Raw genomic sequence first — 16,887 nt, 5'->3', positions numbered from 1 at the left:
GACAGCTCGTCGGTCACGGCCGAACATCATGCAGCACACGCCATCACGACACGCTGGAAACAGAATTCAACGACGTGAGACACGGTCTTAGGAGGCGTGCGCACCCGATGGCACGCGCATTTCCTGCGAGGGGTTCCTTTACCGGCAACGACATACGTCAGTCGTCGGAGGCGACAATCAGAGTTAGAACGCGGCTCGATCGGTTGACGGTGACCAGTTCGTGAAAGCCGTTGATGGCTCCGACAACCCAGCCCCAGTCGTGTTCGGCGTCCGGGCGCATGTTGGGTAGTTCGAATACGGTGCTGCCCGGCAGGGTTGAGTACACCCAGTGATCCAGGTCGGATTGGACTGCGGACGACACGGTTCCACACGCGCGGGTTGCCCACTGCCGCAACAGGTCCTGCGCGGCTGACGGAGCGATGCGGGTGAAGGTGTCGGGATGGATTCGGTCGAGTAGGTAGGGACCGTGCAGGTTTGGGGAGGACTGGTCATCGGGACCGCCGCCCGCGTAGTTGTCGCGGTACTGGGGATGGTGGACGAGGGCGGCGAGGAGTTCGGGTGCCTGGTGGTCCGCGGTTATCCGGAATCTCTTCACGCTCACCCAGTGATAGGTGCCGCGATCCAGATGGACCATCCGTTCGTTGTCGAATGAGAGTGGATCGTCCATGGTGCGAGCGTGCCATAGGTGGTTTCGCTCAGCGGCGAACGGCTCGGCGCGTAGCATCGGCGCCGAAATTCGCGTCGCCTCGGCGGGGACAGGTCCTTAGAGTGAGTCGATGACGCTGCCTCGGCTTATTGCTACCGATCTTGATGGCACGCTGTTGCGCGGGGATGGGACTATCTCGCGGCGCACGCTGGATGCGTTGCGGACCGCTGCCGATGCCGGGGTGGAGGTGGTGGTCGTTACCGCTCGCCCGACGCGTTATGTCGATGCGCTCGCCGAGGTGACCGGGTTGAGCGGAACGGCGGTGTGTAGCAACGGGGCGGTGGTGTATGACATTGCCTCTCGCACCGTGGTCGAGTCTCGGGTGCTGTCCGCTGATGCGGCACAGGCGGTGGCGGGGGCGGTGGCGAGGGTGATCAACGAAGTCGGATTCGCTGTTGAGACAGGCGGTTCGGTGATTTATGAGCCGCGCTATCGGCTGCGGTTCGCGGAGCTTCCGGGGTTCGAGTCGCCCGTGCGAGCGCTGGCCGATCTGTGGACGCTGACCACGCCGATCGTGAAACTCCTCGCGCACTCGGAGCGGTACGACGCGGACTTCCTGCTGGCCGTGGCCGAGGAAGCAGCGCCGGGGCTGGCGCAGTTCACTCACTCCGGCGGGCCGGGGCTGCTGGAGATCAGTGCGCCGGGCGTCACCAAAGCCGGGACGCTCGCCGCACTGTGTGCCGAACGCGGTATCGAAGCCGCCGATGTTCATGCCTTCGGCGATATGCCCAACGATCTAACGATCTTGAATTGGGCCGGGACCGGGTACGCGATGGGTAATGCACATGCGCGGGTGCTAGCGGCGGTGGCCCGGCGTACGTTGTCCAATGACGAGGACGGGGTTGCGGTCGTCATCGAGCGACTCTTCGGGCGATAGTAATTCTTATCGAAATCGATTCAATAGCAGTGTGATTCACGGTCCGAGCCGGTTGCCCGGCTCGGACCGTGTCGCTCACTCCAGGGAGGCGGTGGTGGTGGGTACCGAATCCGCGCCACCGGACATGCCGCGGACCTGGCGCGCGGCTACCGAGAGGGTGGCCATGTCGAGTGTGCCGGTGGCGAAGATCTCGGCGAGGGCCGCGCGAGCACGGACCAGGCGGGAGCGGTTGATGGATTCCCAGTAGGCGATCTTGTCTTCGGTGCTCTCTTCCGTTGCGGCGGTGGTGAGTACGTCGAGGGTGAGCGCGCGCAGGGAATCGTAGAGGTCGTCACGGACGGCCAGACGGGCCAGCGTGCGCCAGCGGTCGGTGCGCTCGAGGCTCACCACCGCGTCCAGCAGGCGTTGGATGTCGAAATGCTGATCGAGGGCGTAGTAGAGCGAAACCACGTCTCGCGCATCACGATCGGCGAGTTCGGCGATATCGATGACATCCAGCAGCGGGTAGCGATGGATCAGCAGGTAGACCTGTTCGGCCAGATCCCGGGGAGCGCCGCGGGTGATCGCTTCCTGGGATCGGATCTGCAGGGTTTCGGCTATGCGGCCGGGCTGCCAGGTCGGGACCAGCGGGCTCAGGGCTCGCACGCCCAGGCGGTACCGGGCGATATCGGCGCCGATCGCGATGGGTTGCGGACGGTTCGTCAGCAGCCAGCGCGAGGCCCGGTCGAGGGTGCGTTTGGTCTCGAGTTCGAGATCGTCGCGGACTTCGGTGGACATGGGAGTGGTGCGAATGCGGTGCCAGAGTTCGTGCAGGTCGAAGATTTCGGCGACGGCGGTGAAGGCGCGTACGGCGTCTTCGGTGGTGACGCCCATTTCCTCGGCCAGGCGGAACACGTAGGTGATGCCGCCGTAGTCGACCACGCGGTTGACCACCGTGGTGGCGATGATCTCGCGGCGCAGCGGATGACGTTGCAGGGCGGTGCCGAAGCGTTCGCGCAGCGGTTCCGGGAAGTAGCCGGGCAGGATGGCGGCGAAGGCCGGATGGTCGGGCAGGCCGCCCGCCAGCAGCTCGCTCTTGAGCGAGAGCTTCACGTGCGCAAGCAGATTCGCCAACTCGGGCGAGGTCAGCCCCGTGCCCGCGTCGATTCGGCGGCGCATCTCCTTATCGGAAGGCAGCGTTTCCAGGGTTCGGTCCAGCCCACCGGATTCGAGCTTGGTGAGCAGGCGACGGTGTACCGCGGCCATCTGCGGGGCGTGCGCACGGGAGATGCCGAGCCGGAAGTTCTGCGAGATATTGTCGCGCAGAACGAGTTCGGCGACTTCCTCGGTCATCGAGGCCAGCAGTAGGTTGCGTTCGGTCAGCGACAGCTCGCCCGCGGCGACCACGCTGTCGAGCAGCACCTTGATATTGACCTCGTGGTCCGAGCAATCCACACCTGCCGAGTTGTCGACCGCGTCGGTATTGCACTTGCCACCGCCGTCGCTGAACTCGACGCGGCCCAGCGCGGTGATGCCGAGATTGCCGCCCTCACCGATCACGTTGACGCGCAACTCATTCGCGTTCACGCGAACCGCGTCATTGGACTTGTCGCCCACCTCGGCGTTGGTCTCGGCGGCGGACTTGATGTAGGTGCCGATACCGCCGTTCCAGAGCAGTTGCACCGGAGCCTTCACAATGGCGCGGATGAGTTCGAGCGGGGAGAGCATGGCGACTCCGGGATCCAGGGCGAGTGCCGTGCGCACGGCGGCGGTGATCGGGATCGCCTTCACGGTGCGATCGAAAACCCCACCGCCCGTGCTGATCAGCGAACGATCGTAATCCGCCCAGGACGAGCGCGGCAGCGCGAACATGCGCTCGCGCTCGGCGAACGACGCGGCCGCGTCCGGGTTCGGATCCAGGAAGATGTGCCGATGATCAAAGGCGGCGATCAGGCGGATGTGCCGGGACAGCAGCATGCCGTTGCCGAATACGTCGCCGCTCATATCGCCGACACCGACGACGGTGAAATCCGTTGTCTGAGTGTCGATATCCATCTCGGCGAAATGGCGCTTCACCGATTCCCACGCGCCGCGGGCGGTGATGCCCATGGCCTTGTGGTCATAACCCACCGAACCACCGGAGGCGAACGCGTCGCCCAGCCAGAAGTCGTATTGCTGGGCAACCTCATTGGCGATATCGGAGAAGGTGGCGGTGCCCTTATCGGCCGCGACCACCAGATAGGTGTCGTCCGCATCGCGGCGCACCACCCGTGGCGGGGGCACGGTTTCCCCCGAGGTGCGGTCGATATTGTCGGTCAGGTCCAGCAGTCCGGAGATGAAGGTGCGGTAGCAGCGAATTCCTTCCTGCTGCAATGCCTGTCGATCGGTGACAGCGTCACCGGTGGCGACGGGCGGGCGCTTCACCACGAATCCGCCCTTGGCTCCGACCGGCACGATGACCGCGTTCTTCACGGCCTGTGTCTTGGCCAGGCCCAGGATCTCGGTGCGGAAATCCCCGAGGCGGTCGGACCAGCGCAGCCCGCCGCGCGCTACCGCGCCGAAGCGCAGGTGCACGCCTTCGACCCGGGGCGAGTAAACGAAGATCTCGAACTGCGGTCGCGGCTCGGGCAATACGGCGATGCGACGCGGATCGAACTTGAACGACACGTAGTCTCGATCGCCCGCGGTCTTATCAGTCCGAAAGTAGCTGGTGCGCAAGGTAGCTCGGATGAGGTCGAGCATCGCACGCAGTATCCGGTCGGTGTCCAGGCTGACCACCGCGTCGATCTCGGCGCTCAATTCCTCTTCGAGGGCGGACGCCCGGGCGGCGGCGACTTCGCCCGCACCGTCGGGATCGAAACGCACTTCGAACAATTCGCTGAACGAACGCGCGATGAGCGGATGACTCTGCAGCACCCGGGTGATATTGCCGAAGGAATACGCGAAGCCCGCCTGCTGCAGATAGCGGGCATAGGCGCGCAGGAACGCGATCTGCCGCCAGTCCAGGCCCGCGCGCAGCACCAGTTCATTGAGCCCGTCGACCTCGACCGCACCGAACCACATCGCGGTGACGGCGTCGGCGAAGCGCTCGCGAATGTCATTGCCGGGCAGTGGATCCGGTGCACCGATCGCAACCGGTACGCGCAATCCGAAATCGTAGATCCAGCGGCGCGAGCCGTCGGCCAGCTCCAGCGGATACGGGTGCTCGTCCAGGACTTCCACGCCCAGGCTGTGCAGCATGGGCAGCACGCGGCTCAGCGACACCTCTTCACCGTGCACGTACAGCGTGAACCGCCACTCCCCCGCCTTCGCGGTGGGCTGACGGTACAGCTGGGTATCGATCGCCCCCTCGGCCAGCGCGCGCAGCCGGCGCAGATCCGCCAGACCACGCGCGGGCGGGAACTCCTGCCGATAGGTGGCGGGCAGCGCGGACGCATAGTCGGCGGCCACCTCGGGCGGCACCTCCGAACCGCGTGCCGCCTCGGCGACCAGCAGATCGGACCAGGTGCGGGTGGTGGCGAACAGCAGCTCCTGAATTCGGGCGCGGTTCTGTTCGGAGACGTCGACCGCGGCGGCTCCGGCGGGCCGGTGCACGGTGAAATACACCACGGCCAACTCGGATTCGGTCGCGCGCGCGGAGTAGTCGATCTGTTCGGCCCCGAATTCCAGGCGCAGCACATCGCGCATGCGCAGCCGCACCTCGGTCGAGTAACGGTCGCGAGGCAGATACACCAGGCAGTACACCGCTTCGCCGCGCGGATCAGGCCGCAGGAACAGCCGCACCTGGCGTCGCAGACCCAAATCCATGACGCCGGAGACGGTTTCGAACAGACGACGGGCGTCGGTGGCGAACAGCTCGGCGCGCGGGAAGGTCTGCAACAGTTCGAGCAGTTCCTGGCCGGAGAAGGAATTCAGGCCGAAGCCCGCCCATTCCATCACCTGACGCACCCGCCGCGAGATCACCGGGATGTCCAGGATGTTCTCGTGTTGGCCTGTGACGGTGAAGGTTCCGATGAAGACGTGGGTGCCGCGCAGCGACTGATCGGACCCGTCCCCCAGGTCCGCGACACTGATGACGTAACCGTCCGGGGATCCGGGCAGCACGCGGTCGAGGGAACCGTTGGACAGGCGCAACATCGGTGAACCCGACAGCGCGGCGGGAATATCCAGGTCCGAGGCGATCCGATCATGCAGCAGCCCGAGCCCGGCGCGGCGCAGCAGTTCGGGCTGGCCCTCGGAATCGGTTGCGGTGCTGTGATATCCGTAGCCGAGCAGGGTGAACCGACTCTCGTCGAGCCAGCGCAACAGCCGCGCGTTATCGGTGATCTCGGCGTCGTCGGCGCGGGCCGCGGCGCGTTCGAGATCGCTCGCCACACTCGCGAGCGTGGTGGCCATGGCCGCGGTGTCACGGGCCACGCCTCGAATCATGGCGAGCAGGCCGGGCAGGGTGCTCTCGATGCGGTCCAGCAATGCGGCGTCGACCTCGGATCCGAGCTGCACGTGGATCCAGGACTCGGCGATGGTGTGATCGCCGACCTCGTGGTGAGCGCTATTGCCCGGGGCGACGGCGCGCAGGCGACCCCGATTGTCGCGCAGCACATCGAATACCGGATGGATGACCTCACTGACCGTCACCCCCAGGCGGCGCAGCATCGACGACACCGAGTCGACCAGCAGCGGCATATCGTCATTGACGATTTGAATGGCGGCGCCGAGTTCGCTCTCGTCACCGGGACGGTAGACGCGGGTGACAGTCGTTCCGGGACGGCGCGTTTCGGCCAGTTCCAGGTGCCGCCGCACGATCTGTCCGGCGCGATCGGTCACCATGGCGATCGTCGCGTCCGGGCGTATCCATCGGAAGTAGACCGCCTCGAGGTCTGCTGGATCTTCGCGGAGCTTCTGCCACGAAAGCATCTGCAGCGTGGTTGCCACCATCGACCGCACCCTTCCCGAGATTCGAGCCGCACCCTACGGTCACAGCACCTGTTTAATGTGCCGTTAAACAACGGCGCATTAACCAATCTAGCCAATATCCAGCAGTGAGAAGACCGGTCAGCCGAGCAGCCCGGACCGCATCAGGAACGCGCGGGCGGCCGCGGCATTGGGTAACGCACCCGTCTCGAGCCGCAGGCCCGATTGGGAATCGGCATACCAGATATTCCACGTCGGACTGATCGCGATGAAGGTCGTACCGTCGGCGACCACGGTCGCACCGGCGGATCGCCACCGCAGCACATCATTGGAGAGTTGCTGGGGCGAAACCACGCGCGCGGCATAGGCCAACTCCCGGCCGCCGCCGATCCCGGCCGACAGCAAGGGATTTCCCGCCGCGATCACACACTGCTCATCCTCCCCCGGCCCGGAACAGGTCGAGGCCGAGAGCAAGGTCTGCGGCAGTGTCCGCGCCGGGCTGGTCCATCCGGAGCGCAATTCCGGGCCGCACGAGTTCACCAGGAAGAAGACCGCGGCCGCCATCGCGATCACACCCACCAGCGCCGCGATCCATTGCGGCAGACGCATTCCCGCTTCGCTGAGCGCCGACTTCGCCGCACCCTTGACCGCGCCCTCGATGGACTTGCCCGCCGGGCCGATGAGCTTGTCCGCGCTCGCGGCGACCGGGCCGAGCAGCGCCAACGGATCACCGGAGAATCCGGACACCGCGGCCGCGATGGGCGCCGCCGCTTTGGCCAGCGGCGCACCGCAGTTGGAGCAGCCCGTGGTCCCCGCCTGGCTACGGTGGGAGCAATAATCACAGATCTGATCGAGAACGCTCAATGTCCGGTAACCACTATCGAGGACAGGGCGATCGAATTCACGGTCGGATCGCCTTTGGATTCCAGGACCGTCACCACGATCTTGGTCGCGCTGATGACCGGGCTCACCTTGGTGACGACCAGGGCACGCTGATCCAGGGTCTGCTGGGTGTAGGTGGTGGCATTGGCGTCATCGAATTTGTACGAAATCCGGCTCGCCGTACGGTATTTCGCCCATTGGTCACCGCCATCGGAACCGATGGCATCCCAGCCGGGCACGATGCCGATGGAATCGACCTGGTAGGAGCGGCCCAGATCGATGACCAGGATCTGGCCGTCGACCTTATAGGCGCGCGGGCACGACCACGCCTTGCCGGTACCGGCGAACGCGTCCATCGCGGGGGTGCCGCCCGGCGGGCAATGCGACTGCGCGGATTTGACCTGAATCGGAACCCCGCCCGCGGGGGCGGTCGTGGTGGGCTGAGCCGGAGCCGGAGTCGCCGGTCCGGTGGCGGTCGCAAGGACCGTGCGATTGCTCGTGTTCTCCGGCTCACCGCCGGAGGTCACCAGGGCGAGCACCACGATCAATACCAGCACACCGCCGATTGCCAAGGCCACCTTGGGGTTACGGGCCTTGAGCGCCAGCTCCCGGATGGGATCGGCGAACTTGGCGGCCGATGAGCGTGCGCCGGTGGATGCGGTGAGCTGCTCGGCGGCCTCCTCCGCGGCGGGCATCGCCGGGGGCTTCTCCGCCGGGGGCGAGTAATCGGACCATTCGAATTCGGTGTTGGCGGTCTGCCCGTTCAGCAGCGCGAGGATGCGTTCGCTGGCCTTCGGCCCGCCGCCGGTAGCGGGTGCGGGCGGGGTGTCCGGCACCGCGGGCGCGGGGACGTCGAAGTCGTCATCGAATTCGCCGAGCGGAGGATCATCCGCGGCGGGTGTGCCGGTCCATCCGAGCGCCGGATCGGACAACAACGCTTCCAGGACCGCTTCCCGGTGCTGGAGAAAAACATCTCCCGGGTCCTTGTCGGGCATGTCTCGGATCGTATCCAGGCCCGGCGCGGATCCGACTCGAAGCTATTCCCGCCAGCGAGAAGATATTTCGCGAGTTCAGCGACTTCTTTCCCCGGTGACGAAGTATTCCGGCGGTACATCGAATACCCGGGCCAGCGCGATGATCAGATCGAGCCGTGGAATGGCGTCCCCGTGAATGAGCCGGTACAAACCCGATTGGGAGACAGGCACATCCGGATACGCCAGCTCCAGATGCTGTGCGAGCGAATACAGGGTCAGCGATCGAGTCGCGCCGTCCTCGGTCGACACCATCGATTCGGAGATCAGCGCCGACAGTCGGCTGGAGAATATCGCCGCCGCGGCCTGCCGTGGACTCTGCTCCTCGTCCTCGCCGAGCGTCCGGCCATCACCTTCGTACGGCTGCGAATCGGTAACCACGCCCAAAGACATTACTGCCCCACCTCATTTCATTTGATGGACCCGGTTTGATTGACCCGGATTTCATGACCCGGGCACCGGGACCGGTGTACCCGCGGGCGTCGGCGCACCCGCGGTTTCCGGCCCCGGGCTCACCGGATTCGGCGGCTGTTCGAAATATCTGGTCTCGCCGCGCGGCTCGATCAGATCCACCCGCACCGTGCGCATCGGGATGCCGACCTCGACGGTGCCATCGTCGACCTGTTCGATGGCCAGATCCACCGATCGGCGCGGGCGGGTGCCCGGATCGCCGATGGTGACCATGGCGTTGGCCGCCGAACCGCGCGGCGACATCTGATCGAACACCTCGAGGGTGACCGGCGGGCTGTTCGGATCCTGTTCGCGCGCACCGGGTTCAGCCGCCAGCCGTAGCGAATTCGGATCGCCGACCGCGTTGACCAGCGGCAGCCAGGCCTGCGGGCGCGAGGAGTGCACCTCGACACTGGCCCCGACCACCATGGCGCGCAGGACGATCTGCTGCGCCACCGGCAGTGCCGCACGGATATCGACGGTGCGCCGACGCGGGTGATAGCGGGCCGCATCGAACAGCGGCAGTGCGAGCGTGTGCTGCGGCTGACCGCTGATCGCGCCCAGGATCTGACCGTTCGGACCGATCGGCACCACCAAGTCGGCAAGCACCTCCGCCGGGGCGTGGTCGCCGCCACGAGCGGCCAAGGGCAGCTCACGCACCGACCCCTCACCGGGCAGCGTCGCCAGGAATGCCTCGGATTGGCGACCCGACATGGGCCGCAGATATTCGGGCAGGGTGCCCTCGGGCTCCGGACCGACGAAGCGGACCAGCCCGCGCGGACCGTCCTCACCCTTGGAGAGTCCGATCACCACCGTGGTCCAACCACGATTCCAGCTCCAGCAGTCGTCGAGCACGTCATCGCCCAGGCGCGTCCAGTCGACGATGAAGCTCGCCACCCGGCGTCCGGAGGAACCGACACCGAGGTGATCCCATTCCTCACGCAGCTCCGGCAGCCGAACCCCGGTGTGCAACAACACGGTTGCCTCACGGACAGCGGCGGCGGGCAGCACCTGGGCGATGATGCCGCGCTCACGCAGGCGCGTGGAGATCCGATGCGTGGCCGCGGCCAAGGCACGCGGACCCGACACCGCGACCGGACCGCGCTGGGTCAGCGTCGCCAGATTGCGATGCTGATCCAGCCGGACCACCAGCCAGGTGAGCCGTTCACCGATCACCGGATGCGAACCGATCAACTGGTCGTACAGCATGCTGTAGTCACCGGTGGGGCGGGCGCGGCGGCCGGTGGTCACGATATCGATGTCCACGGTGATGCCGTACTGCTCGAGCAGCGGCAGTAACAGCCCGACCGGGAGCGTGTCCTCGGTGTACACGGTCTGCTCGGTGATGATGGTGGGCAGATCGAGGTTGGGCGCGAGCTGGACCATCGCCACCAACGTGTTCTCGCCCAGGCGAATTCCACACGGACCCGCGGCGGTGTCGATATCGACCACCTCGGTCTCGGCGGTGCGGCGCTCCGCCCGGCCGGTCCGGCCGAATCGATAATCGGCCCAGATCAGCAGCCAGTCCACGGGGGCACGCGAGCGCACCCGCAGCATGGTCACGGTCAGCGCGACCGAGAGCACGATCGCACCGACCCACCATGGCGTATGCGCCGACAGCGCGGCCAGCGCCGGACCGCCGACGATGACCAGGACCGCCAGCGGCCCCCGGCCGATACCGCCGACCCCGAAACGTGAATCGCTCACCGTTTCCTCCGGAACATGCCGTAGGCCGCGTTCGAGCCGACGCCCAGCAGCACGGCCGCGACTACGACACAGAGCGCGATAATGCCGGGACGCTGATCCTTGGCACGTGGCGGCGCCGGAATATCCAGCACCGCACCGCGATACAGTCCGGCCGGAGCGGTCGGAGCACTGCGGTAGCTCAGCGCCGCCAGCGGATCGATCAGACCCGCGCCCACGATATTGTCGATGCCGCGGGCTGGTGCGTGCGCGCTGGCTTGCAGGCGCGCGGCGATCTCGGCCGGAGATTCATTGGGGTAGCGCGAGCGCAGCAGGGCCGCGACACCGCTGGTATAGGCGGCCGCGAAGGACGCGCCGCCGACCGCATTGAGCTTTCCGGGCTCGCCGACCCCATTGATCAGATCGCCGCCGCCGGGGCCGAGCGATTCGATGCCGGTGCCGGGCGCGGCGACCGATATCCACGGACCGGTCAGCGAACCGCCCATGGTGTCGCCGGTCGCGGTGGTGAAGCCGACGGCCAGCACATCGGTGGAGTACCAACCGGGGCTGGAGATGGTCTTGACGCCGGTCCAATTGCGCGGATCGGCGGGGCGACCCGGATCGATCTCCGGATTCTGCTCGCAACCGCTGCCCGCATCACCCGCCCCGGCCACGATGAGCGCACCTTTCACTCGGCTGGCATAGCTGACCGCCGCCGACAGGGTGGACTGATCGACCCCCAGTCCGGCGGGGATACAGATGGGAAGCGCGACGGTGATCACGTGCGCACCCAGATTGGCCGCATGCGTGATCGCCCGCGCGAGCACCCGAACCTGCTGCGAAAGCTTTTGTGCGGCATCGAAGTTGACGTTCCCCTCCTGGGTGTACGCCCCGGAGCGGTAGCGGATGGAGATGAGATGGGCGTCGGGTGCGACGCCGGCGAAACCGTCCGCCGGATCGGCTGCGGCACCGATGATTCCGGCGATCAGCGTGCCGTGCGCATCACAGTCGGTGAGACCGTCGCCGCCCGCCTGTACGTAGTCGCCGCCGCCAACCAGGTTGGGCAGGCGCGAGTTCGGACCGACACCGGTATCGATGACCGCCACGGTGACGCCCGCACCGGTGCTCAGCGCTCGAACCCGGCGCAGGTCCAGGGCGCGCTCGGGCGGTGGCACCTGGGCCGGATCACTATTGGCCAGCATTCCGACCGCGACACATCCCTTGTCCTGTTTGGTGGGGATCTCCGGCCCGGGGGTGTCATCGGCCGGCGGCGGCGCGGTGGTTACCTCGGGCGGTTGGACCGCGAGCGCGGGTCCGGCCACCGGGGCCAGCGCCACCATCGCGGCGATCAGCGCGGAGGCGCCGACAACCCTCATCACAACCCCCGCATCGCGGTGTAGATGCCCATGATCCAGCAGGCAAGCACCGGTACGGCGAGAATGAAGGCGTATTCGATCAAGTCGATGATGCGGCGCACCACCGGCGACAGCCGGACACCGGGCAGGCGCGCGCCCGACACCGCGCCCGCGGCAGCCAACGCCGCGATCACGAGCACGACCATCGTGCGGGCGGGCGCGGTCGCGTACGCGCCCACCAGCACCAGCCCGACTCCCACCACGGTCACGGTGGCGGCGGCTACCAATGCGATGGCCTGGACACGATCGGGGTACCAGCGCGAGCGCATGACCAGCACACCCGAAACCGCGGCGGCCATGATGATCTCACGAATTCCGGCGGGGCTCAGCGCGGCCGAGAGCACGGCCGCACCGGCGAGCAGGGTCGACGCCGCGATGATCAGGCCACGTAAACCGTTGATCGCCAAGCGAGCTCGACTCTCCAGCGACAGGGTGGCCCGATTGCGCTGCGCCGCGGGCTGTTCCTCTTCACCGGGGCCTGCGGTCTCGGCATCGAAGATATCGGTGAGGGTGCTGTGGTTGACCTCGCGGCCCGGATCGGGCAGATCCGGCGGACGGATCTGGGCGACCAGAACGGCCAGCCGGGGCGCGGCGGTCAGCAGCAACAGTCCGACCAGCACCGCCGCTCCGGCGAGTTGGCGCGCCGAAAGATCAAGAGCGGTTTCGATACTCGCGAAGATGGCGAGCAGTGCGCCGAGCACCGCGATCGCCAGCAGTACGGCCAGCCCAAGTCGGGTCGAACGCAACCGGATCACGCTGACAATGGTGGCAACGGCGGCACCTGCGGCCAGATTCGCCGCTTGGAATGGACCGTGCTGCTCATATGGCAACGGAACCAGCATGGCCGCGCCGACAGCTAGCAGCGGTATCGCGGACAGCGTCGCACCGAGGCCGAGCCGTGGCTCGCGATAGCGACGCTCCAGCGCGGTCGCCGCGAAAACGCACAGCACGCCCAGAATCAGCGCGGGCGCCGCGCACCACAACACCGAACCGGTGCGCGTCCACGACCACGACAGCAGCGCCGTGATAACCAGCGCGCCAACGCCGAACGCCGACATACCGGTCAATGCCGCTGTGCCGGAATCGAATTCGGTGAACTCTCGCTCATTTACGCGCGCCAGGGCGTCGGTGATGTCCTCCACCAGCGGATCGAACACCTCGGCCGATTCGGTGGTGGTGAGCAATAGCAGTGCGCCGTCGGCGATATCGTGTTCGGCCAGCGTGCTCCAGCGCGGCAGTGGGGATTTACCGGGGCGGGCCAGCGTCCAGTGTCCGTTCTCGGCCGTGAAATCCACGGTCGGATCGTCAACGCTGGCCTCGAGCACCGAAATCAGGTCGTCCATGAAGGTTTCGACACTGAACTTGGTCGGCACCACGACATCGACCTGATAGGAGGCGACCATGATCGCCACCCGGGCGCGGGCGACCTCGGCGGGCTGTTGAGCCGGGGCGGGGGGTGCGGCAACGGCCGACGGGGCGCTCACTGGCGTCCTCCTCGCTCGGTACGGCCGTAACCGGCCATCATGCTGTCCGGAAATCCGTCGGCGACGGTGGCGGCGAGCTCCTCGAACGCCAGCGCGGTCTCCTTGTCCAGCAGGCGCAGATCGATCTCGCCGCCCTCGGCCAGATGCGCGTCATAGGGAATGACGAAGGTCGGGCGCTGAGCGGTGGCGAACAATTCCTCGATGCGCGCGACCTCCACCACCGGTTTGGACGGGTGCTGCAGCACGATGGCGATGACCGAATTGGCGGCCAGGCGATACTGCCCGTGCGCGTTCAGCCATTCCAGGGTGGCGACCGCGCCGGTCACCCCGCGCACGGTGGCCGGTGTGACCAGCACGACCGAATCGCTGGACTCCAGCACCGCGCTCGCGGCGGAGCCGAGAACGCCTGTGCCGCAATCGACCATCAGGAGGTTGTAATGCTTGCGCAGGGTCTCGGTGGCGGCCAGGTATTCCGAGCCGGTGAGTGACTCCATGGCGGCGGGCGACCACGGCGAAGCCACCACGGCCAGATCCGAATTGGTGATCGAGGCGAACGACTGCACGGCGGAGAACGCGTCGAGATGACGTTCCTGCGCCAGATCGCGCAGCGTCAGCCCGAATGGATGCCGGCTGGTGCGGGCGGCCAGATCTCCGAAATCGGGATTGGCGTCGATGGCGGCGACCCGATCCGGGCGCAGGGCGGCGAACGTCGCGCCCAGCGCCGCAACGGTGGTGGTCCGGCCGACGCCGCCCTTCACGTTCAGCACCGCTACCTGATAGGCCGTGCCGAGTTGGCGACGAATGCGCGCGTGCCGGTCCTCGGTGCGCAGTTCGGTCGGCGACAGGCCGAGATTGAACCCGACCTTGTTCAGCGCGCCACGCATACCGGTGGACGAGCGCAGCTGCGCCTGCCGGCTCGCCGCGATATCGGCGAGCAGTTCGTTCGAGGTCAGCGAGATCGGCAGCGCCTGATAGCCGCCTTGCGGCGCGGTTCGTGTCGCCGGTGGCGCGGCCTGCCGGTTCGCATGTTGCAGGGCGGGCGCGGAACCGAACTCGGCGCGGCCCGATCCGGCACTCGGCGCATGGGCCTGCGCCGAGTGCGCCGCGGCGGAACCGGCGGGAAGGGTGGCCGATGCGCTCGCCGCGCTCGAGGCGTGAGGTAACGCCGAAGAGTTGCTGGTGGCCGGAGCGGTCGGCGCGGTCGAGAAGGTGACGCCACCGCCCGCCATGCTCGGCGCTGCCGCGGACGCGCCGGTACCCGAAGCACTCGGCGAAGCCGGTGCGGCGCCCGATGGCGTTGCGGCGGAATGCATATCGAATCCGGGAGGGGTGACGGGCGGGGTGAAAGCCGGGCTCGCACCACCACCCTGTCCGACCAGGCTGCCATAACCCGAAGAGGATTCGGCCCCTGAAGTCTGCTGCGCCGCGTTGCCGTAGCCGGTCGCGGACTGGCCGCCCGAGGTGCGCTGCTGTGCGCCGCCGTGACCGGATGCGGATTCGCCCTCCGAACCCCGTTGCGGCGCAATGCTGTAACCCGAGGCGGATTCGCCGCCCGAGGTCCGGTGCGGTGTGCCGCCGTGAGCCGAGGCGGGTTCGCCGCCGAGGGACGGCCCGAATTCGGCACCGTGAGCGGGATCGCCGGCGGCACCGGGGGCGCGCGAGGCCGGGTCCGGTCCAGCGGCATTCGGCTTCGGCGTAGATCCGTTCGGAGTGTCCGGTGATTCGGCCGGTTCCGGGTCGGGTGGGAGCGCCCGGCCGGGTGGTGGCGGAGGCTGGTGGCTGCGGCCCGCGACGGTCGAGCGCCAGGTGCTGCCCGTATCGGTTTGTTCCTGGGCTCCGAAGTAGGCGTCGTAGCCGCCCCGAGCGCGCACGGATCCGGTCGTCTCACCGCTGCTGCTCGGTGCTCTGTTCATTTCCCCTCATCCTCTCGAAAATCCCAGAGGGACAATCACGTTCGACTGGTTCGGAACCAACTTCCGCCGGGTAGCAGATCGGCCAGCGCCCGGATGCCCGCCCGCAGGCTGGCGTCGTCCCCGGGCAGGTAGGTGGATCGCAGTTGCCCGCTCAAGTCCCGGCTCGGCACGACTGCGATCCGGCCGGACTCGGTGTCCAGCACGGTCATACACACATCCGGGGTGGCGATGACACCATCGTGGTGTTCGATCATCAGCACTTCCGCGCGCCGAACGACCTCCTCGAGCGCTCGGGTGAGCACCGCGGCGGTGCGAGCCTGGGCGCCGAGCTGGACCAGTTCGGCGCGGCGGGACTCCGCGTCGGCCGGAACAGCGGCGAATTCCTCCTCAGTCGCGGTGAGCGGGGCGATCTCCAGCGCGGACGCCGGGCCCAAGGCCGCGAGCAGGGCCGCCGCCACCTCATCGGTTCGCTCCTTGTCGATGATGACCTCCTGGATGACCAGGTGATCGTCATACCGTGCCGCGAGCACATGCGTTTCGGCGCTGCGCACCAACGACATTCGCAGCATTCCCGGGCCTTCGCCGGTGCCTCGATCGATCACCCGAACGACCAATTCCATGTCCGGCCGGGCCAGGCATCGCAGCCAATGCGCGATCGACGGGTGGACGCCTCCGTCGCCGAGTATGCCCGCCTCGGTGAGTTGGGCGGCGACGAAGGCGTTGACCCGGTCCCGGTCCTCGATGCTTTCGACATTCGGCATGATCGCCAGCACCAGCGGATACGAGTCGATGCCGACCATGGTCTTCAGCAGCAGAGCCGCATCGATGTTCAGGTCGACAGCGGCAGGATCGGTTTCCAATTCCTCAGAGGATTCCCGCGAAGCCTCTGCCATTGTTGGTGTCGACGAGTTGCATATCGTTGCTCGCCGTACCGATCGCACCCTTCAGCCTGTCCAGGCTGCCCTTGTAGTTTTCCAGGCGCGTGGTGATCTCGGTGACGACCGAGTCGTACCCGGACGCGGCCGAGCCGAAGAATCCGCTGTCCATGAGATCGCGCTGCACAGACACCACATGCTGGGTGTGCTGCTCCATCTTTCCGATGATGCCGCCCAGATTACTGGTGTGGGTCTCGATTTCTTCGAAGTTGTAAAGCATTTCTGTTCAACCTTTCTGGAGTGGGCGTGGACTAGATCGGGAAGCTCGAGATCTTTCCGGCTCCGTCGGCCACGGCACGGATCTTGCTCTGTGCCCAGTTGTCGGACTCGTCGACCTTCACGCCGGTGCTCTTCATCTGTTCAACGATCTGAACCAGCAGCTGGTCGAGCGACTTGCCCTTCTGCAGAGCATCGGTCAGCGCCTCGTTGGCGGCGATGCCCGCGCCCTTACTGTCCAGGGACGCCCGCAATTCGTCCGAGACGTTGAACAGCGCCCCGAGATCATTCTCCAACTCCTCGTGGGCTTTCCACGTGTTGTTGGCGGACTCCTGGACCTTTACCGGGTCGCCCTTCATCCTGCCTGCCATTAGCCATTCCTTTCGAATGAGTGCTAACTGTCCG

General features: G+C 66.8%; 13 protein-coding genes. 1 reads left to right on the top strand and 12 read right to left on the bottom strand.

What is annotated here, in order from left to right:
* Window positions 1–157: 157 nt before the first annotated feature.
* Entirely contained in the window at window positions 158–667 is a 510-nt protein-coding gene (locus tag AB0L82_RS41135; protein ID WP_364650098.1) for a hypothetical protein, read from the bottom strand.
* A 109-nt stretch (window positions 668–776) separates the two neighbouring features.
* Here AB0L82_RS41135 and AB0L82_RS41130 point away from each other — a divergent pair, with 109 nt between their 5' ends.
* Window positions 777–1,583, top strand: coding sequence for an HAD hydrolase family protein (locus tag AB0L82_RS41130; RefSeq protein ID WP_364650095.1), 807 nt, complete (start codon window positions 777–779; stop codon window positions 1,581–1,583).
* 75 nt (window positions 1,584–1,658) lie between these two features.
* Here AB0L82_RS41130 and AB0L82_RS41125 read toward each other — a convergent pair whose 3' ends face one another.
* The 11 genes from AB0L82_RS41125 to AB0L82_RS41075 all read right to left on the bottom strand — a co-directional run bounded on the left by AB0L82_RS41125 (window position 1,659) and on the right by AB0L82_RS41075 (window position 16,853).
* Window positions 1,659–6,497, bottom strand: a complete 4,839-nt coding sequence (locus AB0L82_RS41125) for an NAD-glutamate dehydrogenase (RefSeq protein WP_364650092.1) — start codon at window positions 6,495–6,497, stop codon at window positions 1,659–1,661.
* A gap of 117 nt (window positions 6,498–6,614) precedes the next feature.
* A complete protein-coding gene (locus AB0L82_RS41120; RefSeq protein ID WP_364650089.1) occupies window positions 6,615–7,337 on the bottom strand; it encodes a hypothetical protein in 723 nt (240 codons plus the stop codon).
* Entirely contained in the window at window positions 7,334–8,350 is a 1,017-nt protein-coding gene (locus tag AB0L82_RS41115; protein WP_364650086.1) for a hypothetical protein, read from the bottom strand. Before AB0L82_RS41115 ends, AB0L82_RS41120 begins: the two co-directional genes overlap by 4 nt.
* 75 nt (window positions 8,351–8,425) lie before the next feature.
* Entirely contained in the window at window positions 8,426–8,779 is a 354-nt protein-coding gene (locus AB0L82_RS41110) for a helix-turn-helix transcriptional regulator (RefSeq protein ID WP_364650083.1), read from the bottom strand.
* 51 nt (window positions 8,780–8,830) lie between these two features.
* Window positions 8,831–10,543, bottom strand: coding sequence for a type VII secretion protein EccE (gene eccE / locus AB0L82_RS41105; RefSeq protein WP_364650080.1), 1,713 nt, complete (start codon window positions 10,541–10,543; stop codon window positions 8,831–8,833).
* Entirely contained in the window at window positions 10,540–11,895 is a 1,356-nt protein-coding gene (mycP, locus tag AB0L82_RS41100) for a type VII secretion-associated serine protease mycosin (protein WP_364650077.1), read from the bottom strand. Before mycP ends, eccE begins: the two co-directional genes overlap by 4 nt.
* A complete protein-coding gene (gene eccD / locus AB0L82_RS41095; protein WP_364650074.1) occupies window positions 11,895–13,418 on the bottom strand; it encodes a type VII secretion integral membrane protein EccD in 1,524 nt (507 codons plus the stop codon). Before eccD ends, mycP begins: the two co-directional genes overlap by 1 nt.
* Complete coding sequence (locus AB0L82_RS41090; protein WP_364650071.1) at window positions 13,415–15,331, bottom strand: AAA family ATPase; 1,917 nt, start codon at window positions 15,329–15,331, stop codon at window positions 13,415–13,417. The genes eccD and AB0L82_RS41090 overlap by 4 nt, the downstream gene beginning before the upstream one ends.
* Window positions 15,332–15,366: 35 nt before the next feature.
* Complete coding sequence (locus AB0L82_RS41085) at window positions 15,367–16,224, bottom strand: ESX secretion-associated protein EspG (protein WP_364650068.1); 858 nt, start codon at window positions 16,222–16,224, stop codon at window positions 15,367–15,369.
* Window positions 16,196–16,486 (bottom strand): WXG100 family type VII secretion target, encoded by a 291-nt coding sequence (locus tag AB0L82_RS41080; protein WP_364650065.1) that lies wholly within the window; start codon window positions 16,484–16,486, stop codon window positions 16,196–16,198. The genes AB0L82_RS41085 and AB0L82_RS41080 overlap by 29 nt, the downstream gene beginning before the upstream one ends.
* 31 nt (window positions 16,487–16,517) lie before the next feature.
* The gene (locus AB0L82_RS41075; RefSeq protein WP_364650062.1) at window positions 16,518–16,853 is read right to left on the bottom strand and encodes a hypothetical protein; all 336 of its coding nucleotides are present in this window, start codon (window positions 16,851–16,853) and stop codon (window positions 16,518–16,520) included.
* Between the last annotated feature and the right edge of the window lie 34 nt (window positions 16,854–16,887).

Origin of the sequence: Nocardia sp. NPDC052001, from assembly GCF_040680615.1 — a bacterium.
GTDB lineage: Bacteria > Actinomycetota > Actinomycetes > Mycobacteriales > Mycobacteriaceae > Nocardia.
The sequence above is the reverse complement of the archived record's forward strand: the minus strand, read 5'-3'. Positions and strand labels throughout refer to the sequence as shown.